The sequence below is a fragment of the Listeria sp. PSOL-1 genome (assembly GCF_902806445.1).
Taxonomy (GTDB): domain Bacteria; phylum Bacillota; class Bacilli; order Lactobacillales; family Listeriaceae; genus Listeria.
Genome location: NZ_LR760298.1, coordinates 1,570,346 through 1,590,478, shown reverse-complemented (window position 1 = coordinate 1,590,478; position 20,133 = coordinate 1,570,346). Strand labels below are relative to the sequence as shown.

Annotated in this window: 17 protein-coding genes and 1 pseudogene; 14 read left to right on the top strand and 4 right to left on the bottom strand. The window is 34.9% G+C overall.

Going from position 1 to position 20,133, the window contains the following annotated elements:
* Positions 1-4: 4 nt before the first annotated feature.
* The 3 genes from G6Q10_RS07745 to G6Q10_RS07735 all read left to right on the top strand — a co-directional run bounded on the left by G6Q10_RS07745 (position 5) and on the right by G6Q10_RS07735 (position 1,361).
* Positions 5-235: a hypothetical protein gene (locus G6Q10_RS07745; protein WP_163654807.1), complete on the top strand. Its 231-nt coding sequence runs from the start codon at positions 5-7 to the stop codon at positions 233-235.
* Positions 236-302: 67 nt separating this feature from the next.
* On the top strand, positions 303-635 hold the full coding sequence (locus tag G6Q10_RS07740) for a MazG nucleotide pyrophosphohydrolase domain-containing protein (RefSeq protein ID WP_163654805.1): 333 nt from the start codon (positions 303-305) through the stop codon (positions 633-635).
* The gene (locus G6Q10_RS07735; RefSeq protein ID WP_163654804.1) at positions 636-1,361 is read left to right on the top strand and encodes a pseudouridine synthase; all 726 of its coding nucleotides are present in this window, start codon (positions 636-638) and stop codon (positions 1,359-1,361) included.
* Between the two features lie 32 nt (positions 1,362-1,393).
* On the opposite strand, the gene G6Q10_RS07730 is transcribed toward G6Q10_RS07735, so the two are convergent.
* From G6Q10_RS07730 to G6Q10_RS07720, 3 genes are read right to left on the bottom strand one after another with little or no spacing between them, the layout of a single operon-like run.
* Positions 1,394-2,287, bottom strand: coding sequence for a glycine betaine ABC transporter substrate-binding protein (locus tag G6Q10_RS07730; protein WP_163654802.1), 894 nt, complete (start codon positions 2,285-2,287; stop codon positions 1,394-1,396).
* Positions 2,288-2,299: 12 nt separating this feature from the next.
* Complete coding sequence (locus tag G6Q10_RS07725; RefSeq protein ID WP_163654801.1) at positions 2,300-3,142, bottom strand: ABC transporter permease; 843 nt, start codon at positions 3,140-3,142, stop codon at positions 2,300-2,302.
* Positions 3,135-4,328 (bottom strand): quaternary amine ABC transporter ATP-binding protein, encoded by a 1,194-nt coding sequence (locus tag G6Q10_RS07720; protein ID WP_163654799.1) that lies wholly within the window; start codon positions 4,326-4,328, stop codon positions 3,135-3,137. The genes G6Q10_RS07725 and G6Q10_RS07720 overlap by 8 nt, the downstream gene beginning before the upstream one ends.
* 336 nt (positions 4,329-4,664) lie before the next feature.
* Between G6Q10_RS07720 and G6Q10_RS07715 the strand changes: the two genes are divergently transcribed.
* The 8 genes and pseudogenes from G6Q10_RS07715 to G6Q10_RS07680 all read left to right on the top strand — a co-directional run bounded on the left by G6Q10_RS07715 (position 4,665) and on the right by G6Q10_RS07680 (position 13,668).
* The gene (locus tag G6Q10_RS07715; protein WP_163654797.1) at positions 4,665-5,879 is read left to right on the top strand and encodes a leucine-rich repeat domain-containing protein; all 1,215 of its coding nucleotides are present in this window, start codon (positions 4,665-4,667) and stop codon (positions 5,877-5,879) included.
* A 463-nt stretch (positions 5,880-6,342) separates the two neighbouring features.
* Positions 6,343-7,746 carry a PTS mannitol transporter subunit IIBC gene (locus G6Q10_RS07710; protein WP_370519527.1) on the top strand — a complete coding sequence of 468 codons (1,404 nt, stop codon included), beginning with the start codon at positions 6,343-6,345 and terminating at the stop codon, positions 7,744-7,746.
* 81 nt (positions 7,747-7,827) lie between these two features.
* Complete coding sequence (locus tag G6Q10_RS07705) at positions 7,828-9,825, top strand: BglG family transcription antiterminator (RefSeq protein ID WP_232057807.1); 1,998 nt, start codon at positions 7,828-7,830, stop codon at positions 9,823-9,825.
* A 17-nt stretch (positions 9,826-9,842) separates the two neighbouring features.
* Positions 9,843-10,277: a PTS mannitol transporter subunit IIA gene (locus G6Q10_RS07700; protein WP_163654792.1), complete on the top strand. Its 435-nt coding sequence runs from the start codon at positions 9,843-9,845 to the stop codon at positions 10,275-10,277.
* Positions 10,274-11,416, top strand: coding sequence for a mannitol-1-phosphate 5-dehydrogenase (locus tag G6Q10_RS07695; protein ID WP_163654790.1), 1,143 nt, complete (start codon positions 10,274-10,276; stop codon positions 11,414-11,416). The genes G6Q10_RS07700 and G6Q10_RS07695 overlap by 4 nt, the downstream gene beginning before the upstream one ends.
* A 59-nt stretch (positions 11,417-11,475) precedes the next feature.
* A pseudogene (locus G6Q10_RS07690) lies at positions 11,476-12,000 on the top strand (WxL domain-containing protein); the annotation flags it as partial.
* 23 nt (positions 12,001-12,023) lie between these two features.
* The gene (locus G6Q10_RS07685) at positions 12,024-12,638 is read left to right on the top strand and encodes a WxL domain-containing protein (protein ID WP_163654788.1); all 615 of its coding nucleotides are present in this window, start codon (positions 12,024-12,026) and stop codon (positions 12,636-12,638) included.
* Positions 12,639-12,654: 16 nt separating this feature from the next.
* The gene (locus G6Q10_RS07680; protein WP_163654786.1) at positions 12,655-13,668 is read left to right on the top strand and encodes a WxLIP family cell surface protein; all 1,014 of its coding nucleotides are present in this window, start codon (positions 12,655-12,657) and stop codon (positions 13,666-13,668) included.
* Between the two features lie 668 nt (positions 13,669-14,336).
* On the opposite strand, the gene G6Q10_RS07675 is transcribed toward G6Q10_RS07680, so the two are convergent.
* Positions 14,337-15,074 carry a LytTR family transcriptional regulator DNA-binding domain-containing protein gene (locus tag G6Q10_RS07675; protein WP_163654784.1) on the bottom strand — a complete coding sequence of 246 codons (738 nt, stop codon included), beginning with the start codon at positions 15,072-15,074 and terminating at the stop codon, positions 14,337-14,339.
* 755 nt (positions 15,075-15,829) lie between these two features.
* Between G6Q10_RS07675 and G6Q10_RS07670 the strand changes: the two genes are divergently transcribed.
* The 3 genes from G6Q10_RS07670 (at position 15,830) to G6Q10_RS07660 (ending at position 20,072) form a co-directional block, all read left to right on the top strand.
* Entirely contained in the window at positions 15,830-16,069 is a 240-nt protein-coding gene (locus G6Q10_RS07670) for a hypothetical protein (RefSeq protein WP_163654782.1), read from the top strand.
* Between the two features lie 136 nt (positions 16,070-16,205).
* Positions 16,206-16,853: a Crp/Fnr family transcriptional regulator gene (locus G6Q10_RS07665; RefSeq protein ID WP_163654780.1), complete on the top strand. Its 648-nt coding sequence runs from the start codon at positions 16,206-16,208 to the stop codon at positions 16,851-16,853.
* A gap of 69 nt (positions 16,854-16,922) precedes the next feature.
* On the top strand, positions 16,923-20,072 hold the full coding sequence (locus tag G6Q10_RS07660; protein WP_163654778.1) for an Ig-like domain-containing protein: 3,150 nt from the start codon (positions 16,923-16,925) through the stop codon (positions 20,070-20,072).
* The last annotated feature ends 61 nt before the right edge of the window (positions 20,073-20,133 follow it).

Genomic DNA, 20,133 nt, shown 5'->3' with positions numbered 1-20,133 from the left:
TTAAATGAATGGTGTTCACCCAAAACAAGCAGATATTTACCAGCTTAAAGAACTTTATGCAAAAATAGGAAGTTTAGTTGAAAATGCTACAGACCACAATGCCTTTCAAATACTTGTCGAAATCGAATGTTGCATGGAAAGTTACAGATTGCAACAAACAATAAACGGACAACTACTAGAGCGAAATTATGCTGCACAAATTGAGCGTGTCAGAAAAGAGCAAAAAAAAAACTAAAAATAGGTTCATTTAATCCCTTTGTTTCTTATTTAAATTATTGCTAAAATAAGGAAGAGGTGATGACATGGAAGCAAAAGAATTTCAAATGTGGGTAAATCAATATTACAAAGGAAGAAACTGGTCTGAATTTGATATTTTTACGAGAATAGGTTTTTTAGCGGAAGAAACTGGTGAGGTAGCACGAGCAATTAGAGCAATGGAAATAGGCCGCGATCACCCTGAAGAAATGGAAAAACAACGAGTGATTTATGAGCAAGAATTAACAGAAGAGCTAGGCGACGTATTGGGAAATGTAATGGCTATTGCTAATCATTACGATATTTCAGTAGAGGCCATATTTTCAGCTCACGTAAGCAAACTTAAAAACCGTTATCAAAAAGAAAAAATAGGTGAATAGATGCGTCTTGATAAATTATTAGCTCATGCAGGCTATGGCACTAGAAAAGAAGTGAAGCAAGTATTAAAAAAACGAGAAGTGTTGCTTGATGGAAAGCGCGTCAAGCAAGGAGATCTCCACGTTGATATTGAAACAGCCAGGCTTTACGTTGATGGCAAAAAAGTAAACTATCAAATGTATCGCTATTTTATGCTCAATAAGCCCGCCGGTGTCATTAGTGCAACAGAAGACCAGGCGAAAAAGACAGTACTAGATTTATTAAAATTAGAAGATAAGCTGTTAAAGCCATTTCCAGTAGGGCGTTTAGATAAAGATACGGAAGGGCTGCTCCTGTTAACCAATGATGGTACTATAGCACATGAGCTCTTATCACCTAAAAAACATATTGATAAGCTTTATTTCGCCAAAGTTGCAGGAGTCGTTACAGAAAATGACGTTAAACAATTTGCTACTGGAATAGACTTAGGTGATTTTGTCAGTTTACCAGCAAAACTTAATATTTTGGCTATACAGGGTGAAACAAGTGAAATTGAAGTGATCATTCAAGAAGGAAAATTTCATCAGATAAAGCGGATGTTTAAAGCAGTGGGGAAAGAAGTGTGTTATTTGAAACGTTTAGAAATGGGAAGACTCCAACTTGATAAAGGATTAGCGCCGGGTGAATATCGTGAATTAACGCCAGATGAGGTAATGTTATTGCAAAATAAAGAAGTACCAATTAAGTAATGAATATATGATTACTTAATTGGTACTTTTCGCTATTTCAAATCTTCAATTGAATTAATATTTTTCATGTATGTTGGAACAGCAAGACCTACTTTTGCCCCTTTTAAATTAACCCCTAGGTCTTCCACATCTTTTTTATAATCTTTGTAGTAAATGCCAGATGTATTGGGTAACCAAGCAGCTACCATGCCATCAGCAGCGTTTGTTGCAACAGATGCCCACATTGGTTGGATTTCCATTGCTTGGATGGTTGGTTTATAGTCTAGGGTTTTAAGTACTTCGCTTACAACATTCGTTGAAGCAATCTCTGAATCCCATGCAACATAAGTTAGTTTAATCTTATCCCCATTTGCTTTTTTGATTCCTTTTGTCCATGTAGCAACTTTATCTGGATTTTTGCTAATCCATTTTTTAGCAGCTTTTTCTGGTGATTCGCCATTATTAACGGCTAGCATAACCGAAGACATATCATTTTTTGTCCAGTTAAAGCGATTTAGAAATTCATAAGCAGATGGTTTATCTTCTTTTAATCCTTTACGCACAATGGTATGAATATTTTCAGCACTGCCATAAACGTTTTTAGGGTCTTTTAAAAATTTTAAATTATATTTGGTGAACATCCAGTGCGGTGTCCAGCCAGTTACAACAATTGGACGTTTATCTTTAATGGCTTTTCCAAGTGTACTGGTCATTGCTGCGGTTGAACTTGTTTGCAGTTGCCAATTTGCTTTATCCAATTTGTAGGCCTTTAGAGCTTTTTGTGTAGAAAGCATGATTCCAGCTCCAGCATCGATACCTGTGATGGTGTAGTTGATTTGTTTACCAAGAGGTTCTTTAGGATCATAAGCAGCAAGTTTCGTTCCACAAGATGATAAAATAAGAAGAAACGCACATAATGTAGCAAACAGGCTTAGTTTCTTTCGCATGTAAAAACCTCCTTAGTTATCGATGTTTGCCTTTTTATTAAAGCTTTGTGTTAAACGATCGAGAATAATAGCTACAATAACAATCGCAATCCCAGCAACAAAGCCGCCACCTGCATCGTTACGACCGACTGCAAAATAAACTTTTGTACCAAGCCCCATTGCGCCAATCATTGATGCGATAACAACCATGGAAAGTGCTAGCATGATGCTTTGGTTAATCCCTGCCATCATTGTGGATTTTGCCATTGGAAGTTGTACTTTGAATAGTTTTTGCCAAGATGTCGAACCAAATGATTCAGCAGCTTCAACGAGTTCAGTAGATACTTGGCGAATACCAAGATTTGTCATCCGAACAGTCGGCGGCATTGCAAAAATAACCGAAGCAACAACCCCTGGAACCATCCCAATACCAAAGAAAGCTACAGCAGGAATCAAGTAAACGAAAGCAGGCATTGTTTGCATGAAATCAAGGATAGGTTTAAAGATCGCTTCAACAATATTGCTTTTTGACATCCAGATACCAAGTGGAACACCAATAATTAAAGCAATTAAGCTACTCGTTAAGACAAGCGTTAATGTTTGCGTCATATCACGCCAAAAATCAAGGTTCCAAATGAGTAATAAACCTAGTAATTCAAAAACAATAAGCGCCCATTTTTTACTTTTGCGATTGATCCAAAAGGTTAATGCGACAATAAGAATAATAAATAACCAAGGTGGGAGCAAATCAAATATCCATTGAAAAGTATTGACGATGCCACCAATAATATTCGTAATCACATTAAAGAAGCCTTCAAATTGCGTTAAGCTATTAACCAAGTTATCAATCCAACTAGCAAGAGGGATACTAGGCATTTTGTTTCACCTCATTTCCAGAAAGTGCGGCAAGTACAGAACCACGAATGATAATGCCGCGGAGCTTGCCATCTTTTATGACGGCAACAGGGATAGATGTTGTTGAAATTTGATCCATTAATTCAGTTAAAGGTGTCTCTTCAGTTGTTGTTGGGATGTCTGTATGAATCACTGAATCCAATGAAGTGATTTTATCTTTGACTAAGCGAGAAACTTCACTTGCATGAATAATCCCTACTAGTTCGCGATTTTTCTTCACAACAAAAATACTGGATGTTCCAGCTTCACGCATTCTTTGTAAAGCAACACGAGGGCCATCTTTTTCAATATTAACGATTTCTGGGCGGATCATGACGTTGCTTGCTGTATATACTTTAGAACGATCTACATCTTCAATAAACTTTTCGACATATTCATTCGCTGGGTTAGTAAGTATTTCTTCTGGGGTACCTGTTTGAACGACAGAGCCATCGCGCATGATCATAATATGGTCACCAATCCGTAGCGCTTCATCCAAATCGTGTGTAATGAAAATAATGGTTTTTTGCATTTTATCTTGTAGTTCAAGCAATTGGTCTTGCATATCTTTACGGTTTAATGGATCCAGTGCCGAGAAGGCTTCATCCATCAACAAAATATCAGGATTATTAGCAAGAGCACGTGCCAAGCCGACTCGCTGCTGCATACCGCCAGAAAGCTGAGCGGGATATTGTTCACCATAACCAGTCAGCCCAACTAAATTAAGCGCTTCATTGGCTTTTTTCTCACGTTCGGGTTTCGCAATTTTCTGCACCTCAAGTCCATATTCTACATTACGCAAAATGGTACGATTCGGAAACAGGCCAAAACTTTGAAAGACCATGCTCATGCTTTTTCTTCTAACTTCAAGAAGCTTCTTTTTATTCATACTGGAAAGCTCTTGTCCATCAAGCCAAATTTCTCCACTAGTAGGTTCGATTAAGCGATTTAATAAGCGGACAAGCGTAGATTTTCCACTTCCTGAAAGTCCCATAATAACAAAGATTTCTCCTTCTACAACTGAAAATGATGCTTGATTAACACCAATTGTTGCGCCAGTATCTTTTAAAATCTCAGTTTTTGATTTTCCCTGAGAAAGTAATGAAGAAGCTTTTGAAGTTTTTTTACCGAAGATTTTTGTTAGGTTCTTAACTTCAATTTTACTCAAAAATGATTCTCCTTTCTAAGTGCTCGATCGCCTTTTATTTTACACAAGTTTACTAGGAAAATCACCTTTAAGGGCTTATTTCATGGAATCCGTCATTATTTGAGTGCTACGTTTCATTTAGAAGCCTTTAAAGGATATCATTTTTACCTTAGGATAAAAAATACTTATAAAAAATTTTTTGATTATACAAATTTTTTGTTTAGTTTATATAATGGAAATATTTGCATTTCATAATCGTATCCTATATAATGTGATTCAAGTCACAAAAGTAGCGCTAAACCCGGGTGTTGTAAAAAGCCAACTTTTGGGATTTAAAAAAATTTAGGAGATGATTGAATGAAAAAAAAGGTTGTTATGTCTATCATGGCTCCAGCTTTGTTAGCTGGGAGTATCGTTTTGCCTCAGTTTCCAACTGTTGCTTACGCGGAAAATAAAGAGAGTATCGCGGCCCCGAAAGATGATATTATCGAGTTTCAAGATCCAGGGATTAAAGCGGCAGTAAAGGGAGCATTATCGCCAATTTTAGGACATAGTGCAACAGATGCTGATTTGACACAAGAAAATTTAAATAAAATTAAATTTCTAGAAACTGCAGGTAGTGTGACAACTTTAACAGATTTGGTTCATTTGCCTAACTTGCTTGAACTATTGATAGCAGCTCCTAATGAGGGTGCTAAAGTTCTTGATACCACCCCTTTAGCAAATCTAACGAAATTAGAAATCTTTCAGTTTATTATTCCTGATGTGCAGTTAAGTTCTCTCTCTCCGCTAAAGGATATACCTTTAAGAATTCTAAGCATTGAAGCTGAGCCAACTGTCGATAACTCTGAAACTATTTTAGGATCTTTAAGTAGCTTGCGAACCCTTGAAATTTTTTACTCTACTTCAAAAGGTATCAAAACAATTGGTAATTTAGATAATCTTCTTCATTTGCAACAAATCAGCCTGGAAAATTTTGGATTAGAAGAGGCGCCAACTCTTTTAGGCGCTAAAAACTTAAGGTATGCTAACTTTAATAATAATAACTTAAGCAATGTTCCCGATCTGTCACATTGCCAAAAGTTAATCGACCTTGATGTAGAATCTAATAACATTAAAGATTACACAAATGTTGATAAGCTGTTAAATCTTCCAAATTTATCTAGCATTTCTTTAATATCTAATCTATTGACAACATACCCTGCCGTTGCTGAAAAACTAAATCCAAATAATCTAAACGCCAACTTTATTGATGGACACGGCTTAAGCTCCCAATTTGCAATCAAACCGATTAATACACAAACCATTCAACAAGGAACACAAGTTGAAATCCCTATCGAATGGATAGATGAAGATTTCGGTGAGAAACCATTTTACGATTTCACCCCTCAGCAAAAAGAATTTGTAAAAGCTGAAAATCTAAATATCACTACGGACAATAACAATGTTTCAGTTACTCCACAAGGATCTAGCATTGTAATTAAAGCAGCTGAAGGCGTGAGTGGTAAAACACATATTAACTTGTCTTATGGTGGAGATTTAACAACTGCTTTTGATGTCGTTGTTAATTAACTCTATTTATTAGCCTATTTCTAAGTGGGGCATAAAATGAGATGCTTTCGTTCGATTCCATGTCATTAAAAAGCATGGAGACTTTGGTTTATGCCCCACTTTTAGAGAGTTTGTTTCAATCGTTCTGTTTAAAGCAATACTAGTTTAATCTTTTTAAAAATAATTTATATTCGATAGCCTGTTACGATAGCGTTTAAAAATCGTAAACAAGGCTATTTTTCTTTTTCATTTTGAATGCTAAAAATAAGCAAAATTAGAGTCTAGAGTATCATGTAGACCAACTCGATTTTTAAGAAAATAAATATAGCGGATCTTCACAAAGAACAAAAGCAATTTTGACCGACCTGTTTGGACAAAAACTTATTTTTATTCTGTTGCGAAAACGCTTGCAAAAAACATACAATAAAGGTAGCGCACAAGCACCTTCAAAAGAAAACTTGTCACTTTAAGAAAATTAGGGGGAATGACTATGAATACAGAACAAGCTGGATGGAAAGTAAAAGTGCAGCAATTTGGTAGTTTTTTAAGTGGGATGATTATGCCTAATATTGCAGCTTTCATTGCATGGGGGCTGATTACGGCACTGTTCATCCCGACAGGCTGGCTACCTAATAAGGAGTTAGCGAAACTAGTAGATCCAACCATTACGTATTTGTTACCGATATTAATTGGTTATACAGGTGGAAAACTAGTTTATGGGCCAAGAGGCGGAGTTATCGGTGCGATGGTTACAATGGGTGTTATTGTCGGAACAGATATCCCGATGTTTCTTGGTGCGATGATTATGGGCCCGTTATCAGCCTATTTAATGAAGAAACTGGATAAATTATATGAAGGAAAAATAAAAGCAGGCTTTGAAATGCTAGTTAATAATTTTTCGGCGGGCATTTTAGCTGCCATCTTAGCGATTTTATCTTTCTTAGCAGTTGGCCCGGCTGTTGAAATGTTGAATAAATGGATGGCAGTGGGCGTTTCGGCATTGATGAGCTTACATTTGTTACCACTTGTTAGCCTATTTGTTGAACCGGGGAAAGTTTTATTTTTAAATAACGCAATTAATCATGGCGTTTTGAGTCCTATTGCGATTGATCAAGCGACACACTTTGGGAAGTCAATTTTGTTTCTTGTGGAAGCAAATCCAGGACCAGGGCTTGGTATTCTCCTTGCTTATACCTTTTTTGGAAAAGGAACAGCTAAACAAACAGCGCCTGGCGCAATTGCCATTCAATTTCTAGGTGGAATTCATGAGATTTATTTTCCGTATATTTTAATGAAGCCACTTTTAATTGTTTCTGCAATTCTTGGTGGCATGGCAGGTATTGCCACTTACTCGCTCCTTGGTGTAGGTTTAGTTGCACTAGCATCGCCGGGTAGTATTTTGGCAATTTTTGCGATGACACCGCGCGGGGAATATCTTGGAATTAGCTTAGGTGTTCTTGTTGCAGCAGCTGTTTCTTTCTTAGTGTCTGCTTTGATTATGAAAACTTCAGAGGCAACAGATAAAAGCTTAGCAGATGCTGAAACAAAAATGATGGCATTAAAAGGTAAAAAAGCAGTGACAAGTACTAATATAGCAGCTGCTTTTCCAAATTATCCGCAAAAAATTATTTTTGCTTGTGATGCAGGCATGGGATCAAGTGCGATGGGAGCTTCTGTCTTACGAAATAAAATTAAAAAAGCAGGTTTAGATATTGAAGTTGTCAATTTTGCTATTGCGCAACTTCCAGATGATGCGGATATTGTCGTCACACATAAAGATTTAACGCGACGTGCTACTGAAAAATTACCAAAAGCTTATCATATTTCAGTAGATAATTTTTTAAACAGCCAAAAATATGATGAACTAGTTGCTCAATTAGCAAATTAGAAAGGGATTTGGAATATGTATATGCCGGCGCGTGCGCGATTAATTTTAGAATACATCTTCATGTCAAAAGAAGAGATAACAATGAACCATTTGGAAGAGTACATGTCTGTTAGTGCACGAACAATTCGACGAGATTTAAAAGACATCACTGAAATATTAAAGCGTTATAATTTATCGCTTGAACGTGGAAACGATCAAGTTTTTTATATACAAGGAAGTGATTCCGATAAACAAAGCTTTAAATGGCAATTATTGGATCTATCTTATAACGAATTCACGCCACTTGAAAGACAACAATTCATTCTAAAAACACTTTTAAAAGAAGAGGTTGTCAAGCTTATTTCACTTGCCAATGATTTATCTGTCACTGTTTCAACCATTAGCAATGACTTAACTAAGCTAGAAGATGAGCTCCCTGAAGGCGTTGGAATTGAAAGAAGGCGAGGGTCTGGTATTTGGCTTCGGGGCGATGAATTTAAGAAGCGTGTTCTTCTTAGTGATATCATCGCTGAACAATTTCCACAAAAAATTTTATTTACTTTATTTCAAGAAAAAGATGAAATTGGCAAACTTGTAGATGAGCGTTTACTTCATTTAATAGATAAAGAATTGATCTTAAATGTGGAACAACGAGTACGAAATTGGCGAGCTAATTTACATTATAAAATGACAGATGAAGCATACCTTGCTTTAGTCATCCATATTACTGTTTCAGTTCAACGGATGCTTACAGGGCATTACTTAGAAAATAAAAACACAAATGAGTTTGAAGCGTACCCAGAATTTCAGATGGCGAAATCTCTTTTAGCCGAATGTTTAGAGGTAGAAGAAGTTGTCCCCGTTTCAGAAATCATCTATGTAACGATGCATTTTCGTAGTGCTAAATCAACTGACTTTAATGAAACGGATTTTTTAGGGAATGAACATCTTTTAGCAGTAAAAATTTCTAAGCAACTCATTAGAAGAGTAGAACAACGGATTAAACGCTCATTTAAAGAAGGCACATTATTAAAAGGTTTAACTGCGCATCTACGCCCGGCACTCCGACGTTTAAATGGGAATATGCGTATTCATAATCCGCTTGTTATATCGATTAAAGAGGATTACCCGATGCTTTTTGACGTGGTTAAAGAGGAATTTACAGCGATTTATGGTGGAATGGTTCCAGAAGAAGAAATTGGTTATTTAGTTTTACATTTTGGTGCAGCTCTTCTTTCACTTGAAGAAAAAACGAGTTTTTCAGGTATCGTTATTTGTGCAAGTGGCATAGGGACATCCAGAATGCTTGTTACAAGACTAAAACAAGCGATACCGAAATTAAAAAAACTAGAAACAGTATCCCTTTTCGAATGGAAACAAAAAGCTGAAAATTATCCATTTGATGTTATCATCTCAACGATTGATCTTGGAAATGTGCCGTTTGATTACTTTTTAGTATCACCTATGCTATCAGAACGAGAAGTTTCTCGAATTGAACTTTATTTACGTGATAAAGGCTCGACATTCTATCACTATAATGATGCAAGTAAAGAGCAGCAACTAACCATGCTTGAAGCCATTCACCATTTGGAAAACAGACAAGTCTATACAGAGACAGTGCTTGATATTTTGAAGAATTTCCAAGTGGTCAAAATTAATCAAGTAAGTCATCATTTAAAAGATATGTTACGAGCCATTTTAACGCGAATGATGGAAAAAGAGCAAAAGATGCAGGTTGAAGTATTGTTAAAATCATTTTTTTCACGAACAAAATGGAATGGATTTGGAATTGACGGAACAAAAATGGCGCTTTTTCATGCGCGAAATCAGTCGATAACAAGACCACTATTTCAGATTTTTTCATTAAGTGAGGGCATAGAGGTCTCTACGATGAACGGTAAAATGATGGTTGCAGAAACATTTATTGTCATGCTTGCGCCGGAGAAATTCTCCAAGCAAGGGCTTGAAGTACTGAGTTATGTTAGCAGTCTTCTAATTGAAAATGAAGAAACAGTAGCGATTTTTGAAAATGGTGATGTTAAGGAAATAACGCAATATATGATTTATAAATTAAACCAATTTCTAGATGAAAATAAATAATTAGGAGGAAATAAAAAATGATTGAGTTAAAAAATGAAGATATTCGCTTAAACCAAGATTTTAAAACAAAAGAGGAAGCTATTCGTGCGGCGGGAAGTTTACTGTTCGAAAGAGGATATGTGGAAGAAGCTTATATTGAGGCAATGATTGAGCGTGATAAACTAACCTCTACTTTCATTGGCAATATGGTTGCTATTCCACATGGGACAAACGAGTCAAAAGAGACGATCAAAAACTCTGGAATTGTTCTTTTACAAGTCCCAAATGGCGTCTCATTTGATGGGAATGAAACAAAAATCATCATTGGCATTGCAGGCGTTGAAAAGAAACATCTTAATTTACTTTCGAATATTGCATTGGTATGTTCTGAAAAAGAGAATGTTCAAGGATTGATCCAGGCTACAAATGAAAATACAATCATCGATTATTTTATCGGGAGTGAAGTCGTATGAATCAACTAGCCGTTCATTTTGGTGCCGGCAATATTGGACGCGGCTTTATTGGCCTGTTATTAAATCAAGCTGGTTACGATGTTGTCTTTGCAGATATTAATCAAAAGATAGTCGATGAGCTAAACATAAAAAAATGTTACCAAGTTGTTCTTGCTGATCAAGAGAAAAAACAAATGACAGTAGAAGGGGTTCGCGCTTTAAACAGTGTCACTGAAACAGATAAATTAGTAGAAGCAATTAGCCAAGCAGAGATTGTTACAACAGCGGTTGGTGCTAGTGTTTTACCAAAAATTGCTAAAGATATAGCAAGCGGAATTGACTTGCGCGGAGAAAAGCCACTTTTTGTCATTGCTTGTGAGAATATGATTGGAGGATCTGACCTTTTGCAGAAAGAAGTTTATCGTTATCTTTCTAAAGAAGGAAGGGCGCGTGCTGATCGGTTTGTATATTTTCCAAATGCGGCAGTAGACCGAATCGTTCCTAATCAAACAAATGAGGATCCATTAATTGTACTCGTTGAACCATTTTTTGAGTGGGTAGTTGAAAAACCAAGCAATGCTTCGTTACCAAAAATCGCAGGGTTAAAGTTTGTTGATGACTTGACTCCTTATATTGAGCGTAAATTGTTTACTGTAAACACAGGGCATGCAGTAACGGCATATTTTGGCTATATGAGAAAAATTGATTCCATTGAAGCAGCTATTCATAACGAGCGAATACTATTCGCTGTGCGTAGTGCTTTGGAAGAAACCGGAGCACTACTTGAGAAGAAATTTAAATTCTCACATAAAGAACATCAAGCATATATTGATAAAATTATTCAACGTTTTAAGAACCCAAACATTTCAGATTATGTCGATCGTGTAGGTCGCTCGCCAATTCGCAAAATAGGAGAAAAAGACCGCTTTGTTCAACCTGCAAGACAATTTGTTGAAGCTTTTAATGAAACACCAAAAGCACTGGCAAGCGCAATTGCAGCCGCTCTTCATTTTAAAAACCCAAATGATGAGGAAGCTTGCTTATTGCAAAAATCAATCAAGGAAAAAGGAGTGGAAAGCACCATTTCTGAGTTTACTGGAATCAGCCCGTATTCTAAACTATTTGAAAAAGTTCATGCTTCTTATTATGAACTGATATAAGTAAAGCACTAGCAAGCGGTATATAATGATAAAATTTTTAAAAGGTCACGGATGGATCACTTAGTATCAATTATGTTTCTAATTTTCATTTTGGTGAACAAATTATTTCAGCTAAAAGTGAAACATATTATGCCCAATTGGATTCACTAAAATTAAAAGATGGTAGCACTGTGCAACGTTCAAATTATATCCAAGTAACAGATAAACGTGGAACGAATGCTGGGTGGAGATTACAAGTGCAACAAGGGGCTCAATTTTCAACAGCGTCTAATAATGTATTAAAGGGAGCAGAGCTTTCTTTAAGTAATCCACATGTCGTAACGACTTCGGATAATAACTCAGTAGCCCCTACACCAAAAGATAAAATTATACTTGTACCAGGAACAACAGAGGCTCCAGGTGCTGCACAAGATGTGATCGCTGCTCAAGAAGGTCAAGGCATGGGTACCTGGGTAGATGAGTTTGGACAAGGAGAGGCTGCTACTAAAAGCGTAGCTTTATCTGTTCCTGTTTCTGCTCAAAAAGTAAAAGGTGCACAATATACAACTGAATTGACTTGGAATTTATTAGATACACCCGCATAAAAATTGAAAAGGAGAAATTAATAATGAAAAATATAAAAGTATTGGTAGCAGGAGTTATTACTGTAAGTGGAGTTTGTTTGTTTAATCATGTGGCATTTGCTGATGACAGTAGTTCATTAACATCTAAAGGAAGTATTGGATTTGTTAAAGATGAACAGGGAACGTTGACGATTGATCATGTTTCAGACTTTAAGTTTGGGGAACAAAAGACATCTGGTAGCAATAAAGTTTATTATGCTGCACTAGATGGAGATAAAGCTAACTTTGTTCAAGTAACAGATAAACGTGGTACTAATGCTGGTTGGCACTTAACAGTTACTGAAGATGAACAGTTTAAAAACGAAAGTAATGATTCTCTGACTGGAGCAGTTCTTAAGCTAGATAATGGAACAATGACTTCAGCTGATGATGGGATAGCACCAACTGCTAATCAAGAAATCTCTTTAACGCCAGGAACAGCTTCCGATGTTATCAATGCGCAGGTTGATCAAGGAACCGGCATTTGGGTAGATAGTTTTGGTAGTGATGCTGAAGCTGGCCAAAAATCAGTGTCAGTAACTGTGCCAGGAAAAACAAAAAAAGTACAAGGTGAATACACAACATCACTAACTTGGAATTTAGCAGATACACCTGCTTAAAGGATGAGGAATTAAATTGAATAAATGGATAAAAGTGACTACAATAGCATTAATATTAGCTATACTGTGTCTTCCAATAAAACCAGTTTTAGCAGCTGAAATGAACTTTTCTGTTCAAGCGATAATCCCTGAAAATCAGGTAGATACTTCCAAAACTTATTTTGATTTGAAGATGAAGTCTGGTCAGGAACAAGATTTACAAGTTCAACTTCAGAATAATACAGCTAAAAACATGATCATTGTAATGAGCGCTAATACGGCAATTACAAATGATAATGGTATCGTAGAGTATAATAATAAGAGTAAAAAGAAAGATGATTCCCTTAAATATGCTTTTAGCGATCTCGCTGTAGCTCCTAAAGAAGTTGAACTTCCTGCTAAAACAACAAAAACTGTTAAAATACATGTAAAGATGCCAGCTAAAGAATATGATGGTGTTATTTTAGGCGGTTTGTATTTTACAGAAAAGGAAGATGCGGGCAAAAAAAAGAAAAGTGAAAAGAGTCAAGTTCTCAATCATTATTCTTATACCATAGGAGTTCAATTAAGTGAGACTGATAAAAAGGTTCAACCTCATTTACGACTAAATAAAGTAGAACCAGGACAAGTAAATTATCGCAATGTGCTTAAAGCAAATATCCAAAATAATAAAGCAACGATTATTAAAGACCTCAAGATTACAGGAAAAGTATACAAGCGAAAAGGAACTAAACCCTTGTATGAGAATACATTAGATAATCTACGAATGGCTCCAAATTCTAACTTTGATTTTGCTGTCCATTTAAACAATAAAAAATTTGAGCCTGGGAAGTATACTTTTAAAGGGCTTGCCACATCTGGAAGTTCTAAATGGAAATTTGAGAAAGACTTTACAATCAAAGGCGACCAAGCAAACGATTTTAATAACCAAGCAGTAGATGTTAAAAAAGATTATACTTGGCTCTATATGTTATTAGGCGGACTGCTTATATTGATTTTGATAGGTATTATTTTCTTTTTGATTTATAAGTTAAAGAAACAAAGAAAATAATACTTCATGAACCTATTTCATTTATTCTTTTTGTAAATTAAGTTGATACAGAAACTGTGCCACGATAGTCCAAAGAAAAAACACGCCTCTAAAAATCAGTTGTTTGATTTTTAGAGGCGTGTTTGCTTGTGTCTTGAGAATTTACTTACCTTTGGGGGATAGTTTATCAATTTGCCGCCATAAGAGAGCACAAAACCTAATTTGTTTTTTCACGTGCTCTCATCCACGAACGGAGAAATTAGTAAACTTCAAATGAGTTTTTCAAGTAAGCAAAAGCTAGTTCGTCTATCTAGAGTGACGACATTTCTTATTCTAAAGCTTGTGCTGATATGAAATATTTCTATGCAGGAGATTTTAGGATGGCATGATTTCACGCCCATTTGGCAGATAGACACTGTGCTTGAATTGTATAATCGAAACACAGCCGTTGTAACGATAACATTTGTAATCCGCATTGATCGAGTCGAGTTTGGTGACGTACAAAGCATATTATTCATCCATTAGAGATAATCTATTGGACAAGCTTTTTACTCGACGGTGTAGTTTGGCAGTAGGGTACGTTCATACTAAGGATGGACGTCCACCAATTTTACAAATTGGAAGACTTCTCTCATTAAATCTTTTCTTCTTTGTTTTAGTTAGTACTTAGGACTAACTAAAAAGAACAATTAAAACATTTCATTGATAAATTGTTCAACTTTCTTAATACTTCGGTAACTGATAAAAAGTTTTTCACCATTATTGAATTCAATATATTCTTCAGTAGCTGTCATTCTTTTAATGTTGTGAATATTAATGGACAGATCGCGTAAACCATTATAGAAATGGAAAGGCTCCGCTAATGCTTTAAAAAATGCTAATTTTTTTTCAACAAGTTGTTGTCCATAGATTAAATGGATTTTTGCAGTCGACCTAAAACCTTTTAAGCTTTGGAAGTAATTTATTTCTCTAATGGAGATTAAATTTAACTCTGAACCTAATTTAAATTTAAGAATGGTGTCATCTTCCAATTTCATTTGTTTGATTTTGATCAGTTCAGTAATTAATTCTGTATAGCCACTATCTAATGAAGATTTAATGATATATTTATAGGGATAGATAGCACGATTTATTGTATCAATGCCTTTGTCTATATCGTTTGTCAAAAAGATGATATAACATAATTTGTTTTTTTCTCTTATAGAACTAGCTAAATCAATACCAGAAAAGGTAAGCTTTAAATCAATATCAACAATAAAAATATCATTATCAAGAATAGTTAAATTGGCTATATTGTTCCAAAAGTCTTCTAAATGTTTAGGATCAGGAGCTATAAGCTTACTCCAGTCGGTTAACTTATTAGCTTCAAAAGCTTTTTTAAAACTTAATTGTTGAAATAAATCGTCTTCTAAGTGATAAATATTCATACTTAGGCTCCTTCGAAACGATATTTTTATAATACAGTTATTATATAAGATTTTATATAGATTTCAAACTATTTAGGTTGATAGAGAAGGTAATCACTTGAATTAAGTATTGTATTCTAATGATAGAAGAAACGATAAATAGACACTAAAAAGAAACATTTTATTTACGTATGAAGGGAATTACAAAGATAAAGAATAGCGTTTTATGCTAGTAAGCATAACTCGACAATAAAAAGTCATAATTCATTCAAAAATGAAGGAAGCTATAAAAACGAAGCATAAAGTTTTAGGTTATTATCTTTCAAGAAGGTAATAAAGAAATACAACTCGACAATAAAAAGTCACAATTCAGTTGAAAACGAAGAGAGTTGTGAAAATGAAGCATAAAGTTTTGCGTTATTATCTTTTAAGAAGGTAATAATAAATGACAACTCGACAATAAAAAGTCACAATTCATTTAAAAACGAAGAGAGTTGTAAAAACAAAGCATAAAGTTTTGCGTTATTATCTTTTAAGTAAATAGAAAAAACATAGCTCGACAATAAAAAGTCACAATTCATTCAAAAACAAAAAGAGCTATAAAAATAAAGCATAAAGTTTTAGGTTATTATGTTATAAGAAAGGAAGTGAGCATCACAACTCGACAATAAAAAGTCACAATTCATTTAAATATGAAGATAACTACAAAAACGAAGCATAAAGTTTTAGGTTATTATGTCACAAGGAGCTAAAAAGAAGGCAGGTCGATCAAAAATATGACAGAATCTCATTTACTTTATAAAGCAAGTGATATAGCATATCTAAAATACCAGCTTTTCAACATGTTAGCAGAGTTAGAGCTGAATAAAATGAAGAAAAGTACTTTTTCTTGCACAACCTTTGCTAAGAACAAAAATATATCAGCTGAATTTTGTATCGCTAAATATGTCGTTCTTTTGAAAAAAGGGTTTTGTGCAGTTAGTAAAGCAGATCTTAATCAATATTTAAAAACTTAATCTGAATATCCATGAAAAAATGATAAACCTTAACATTAATTCGCTAATATGTCATTTATTAACAATATCTTATATTTTATTGTTTGGATCAGCAGATTAAACTAACGTTAGCATCAAAAAAAGAGAGGATATAATAGTGGAATTTACTGAATTTCAAACACTGATTTCAAAAGATGATATGTTCTTTGAGCATATAAAGAGAAATGTGAATAGCAAAAGAATAAGGTTTAGCAGAGGAGAATTTCTGATTCCTCACGATGGGGAAGTGTATTTCTTAAATACAGGGATATTTACACGTACGAGTGATTGTAATGTGAAATTTATTTGTGAGCAAAAGATACTCATTGGTTCTTTATACATTAAGCAAAAAATAACAATAAATTCTTTAACATCTTCGTATATATATGTTTTTAATCAAGAGGAGTTATTTAATTTTTTAGAGAAAGAAGGTTTGCTCGCGAATTTCTTTTTTGAGATTTTAGTTGAAGAAAACAACGAAAGAAAGTTTTTAAACGAATTATTGTCGCCTTCTCCTAAAAAGCGAATTCAACAATTTTTGCTTCACTCATTAAAGGAAGAGAGCACAAATTTATATTCTCTACCATTATTTCTAAATATACAAATGATAGCAGCTTGTTGCTTTTGCTCGCGACAGCTTGTCTCAAATTATATTGTTAAATTAGAAAATCAAGGAATTATTGATACGAGCACTAAGCCATGGAAAATATTAGATTTAAACGGTTTGAAAGAAGAGATTGATCGTACTTCATCTTCCAAATCTTGAAGGGGGTGATCGTCGGGAGTGAAATTTCAGTACGATCTAAGATATTAAAAAGGAGGAAAATTTAGAATTATGAAAAAAGTTAAATTTTTAAAGAAAGGTGCTACAATGTTTGTTGCGTTGAACGTATTAGCTTCATCAGCTGTTACTTCATTACCAGCAGCAGTTAGCGCGGCACCAAGCACTGGTGTTAAAACATCATTATTCTCAAGTTCAGTTACACCTGTGAATATGTTAAAGGATTTTGAATCTACTGCAGTAGGGTTTAAATATTGGGACGCTTATTTTAATGGGGTTTTAGTACCTGAAATGAGCAAGAATGAAAATAGTGAGTTTATTTTAGGACATAAAACTTTCGCTAAGCAAATTGATAACGGCGTTTATCTATATAACAAAAGTGATAATCTAGGTACTATAAGCCAAACTGTACACGTTGAAAAAGGGGAAACTTATGAGTTCTCATTCACAGCAGAGGGAACAGGAAGAATTATGTACGGAGTTAGTGACAAAATCTCAGGCGAAGAAAAACCAAATGGCGATAAAAAGATCACTTATGTAGCGCCAGAAACCAAAGATGTTCGTGTTGTGATTGCCTATGCACACGTAGGGGTTGCAGGGGATAAAATGGATATTACGAATGTATCTTTAAAAAATACAGACGTGACACCTCCAGATGCACCAACAATTAACCCAATTTATACAGATACTAACTTAGCAACAGGTAAAGCAGAACCTAATACAACGGTTATTCTAACAACTGAAGATGGCCAAGTTGTTAAAGGTCAAGTAGACAATGAAGGAAATTATTCTGTTAAATTACCTCGTCAAATCATGGGACATGTCGTTCGTGTTGCTAACCAAGATATTGCTGGAAATACAAGTGATGAAGTAACTTCTTTGCCAGTTAGACAAGGTGAATTAGAAAAACCTACTATTAATGAAGTAACAAATGACAGCACAACAATCACAGGTGAAGCAGATTTAGCTGTTAATGTAAACATCAAAGTAATCAAACCAGGTGGTAGTGAACAAGCTTATGTAACAAATACAGACAATAAAGGACATTTTGTAGTTGAAATTGCTAAACCAGAATATGGTGATAAAGTACAAGCAGTTACTTCTGGAAATGGTAAAGTCAGTGAAGTAAGTGAAATCTTAGTTAAAGATGCTGTTAAACCAGCTGCACCTACTGTTAACGATATTTACACAGATACCATTAAACTAGAAGGTAAAGGAACGTACGGTAATAAAATAGAAGTTACACTTCCAACAGGTGGTACTAAAACTGCAAGTGTTGCTGAAGACGGTACGTTTAGTGTGGATATTCCAGCTCAAGCTGAAGGATCAAAAATCAAAGTTATCCAAATTAAACCATCAGGAGTAAAAGGGGACGCAACAACTAAGACTGTTTTACCTGGAGACTTACCACAACCAATCGTTAACGAAATAACAGATCAATCTACAAAAATTGAAGGAACAGCTACACCAAATGCTGATTTCAAAATTGTTATAGCAGATAAAGATGGTTCAGCTGTTAAGAACCCATATGTTGGTACAGTTGATTCTACTGGTAAATTCTCAATTCTTATCGATAAACTTTTACCAAGCTATACTGTAACAATGACTCTTACAAAGGGTGACCAAGTAAGTAAGCCAAAAGTTATTCAAGTAAAAGACGTTACTGCACCTGATATGCCAATCGTTAACAACATCACTGCTGATGATAAAGCGATCACTGGTAAAGGTGAAGCAGGTTCCACTGCAATTGCTAAAGTAAATGGTCAAGAAATCGGCCAAGCTACTGTAGGTGAAGATGGCCAATTCTCAATTAGCATCAAACCACAAGCAGAAAAAACAGTAGTTAATGTAACACTTGTAGATGCTGCAGGAAACATCTCTAAAGCAGCAGAAAAAACAGTTTCACGTTCAACAAAAACTGATTTAAGTGTTCCTGAATCATTAAAAGTTGGTACAACAACATTTAGTGGATCATATGGAGCAAACATCTTTAAAGTACGTCTATTTGTTAATGGAGAAGTTGTTGCACAAGCTACAACGAAAGATGGAACTTACACATTCAATAATGTGGATAAATTAGTTCTATCTGTAAATGACAAAGTAGAAGTTGTTGGTGTTGATAAAAATTATGCAACTGTAAAAACGTTACCAGTTAAAGTTACTGGCGAAGACATCAAAGTACTTTCAGCGGATAAATATAGCTTTGGCGCTGAGCAATTAACAGGTAAGTACGAAGACGTAGCCTATAAAGTTCGTTTGTTTGTAAACGGCGAAGTTAAAGCACAAGCAACTCTAGATCCAAGCACACACACATTTAAGTTTGTTAATGCAGATCACCTTATCACAGGTCCAACTGATAAAGTAGAAGTTGTTGCAGTAAACAAACGTTATGAAGAAATTTATCGTGGTGACGTAGAGGTTGAAGCTTCTACAGCAAATCAGCTTACAGTTCAACCTTATACAATGGGTAGCGAAACTTTAGAAGGTACACACGGAACAAGCGTATATAAAGTACGTCTAGCTGTAAATGGTTCAATCGTAGCACAAGCAACAAATAGCGCAGGTAAATATGCATTCAAAAACGTTAGTCAATTTATTACTTCAAATCAAGATAAAGTAGAAGTGATTGCAGTAAACTCTAAATATCAAGAAATTAATCGTCAATCCGTTAAACTTGAAGGAGAATTAAATACACTTAGCTACAATCCGTATAACGCAGGTGATAAAACACTTAGCGGTTCATATGGTAAGGGCATCAGTAAAGTTCGTCTTTTCGTTAACGACAAGGTAGTAGCACAGGCAACTACAGATGAAGCAACTAAAACATTCAGCTTTGCTAATGTAGATCGCTTTATCACAGCAGCAACTGATAAAGTAGAGCTTGTTGCAGTAGATTCACAATATAAAGAAGTAAAACGAGTAGCTGTAGAAGTTTCTAACGCAGCAGGACTTGACACATTAACAGTAGATAGCAGCTACAAATTAGGTACAGATAACCTAACAGGCTCATATGGTACGCTAGGATTTAAAGTACGTCTATTTGTAAATGGCGTAGTTAAAACTCAAGCAGTAGCAGAAAATGGCAAATACAAATTTGAAAACTTAAGCAATCTAAAAATCACAGCTGATGATAAAGTTGAAGTTGTATTAGTTAACAACGCATATAAAGAAATTAACAGAATAAGTGTTGACGTCGTTCAATAAGAGTCTACTTCATTCAACCAAAAAGACTTTTAAAGTCTTTTTGGTTGAATAATATTAAGTA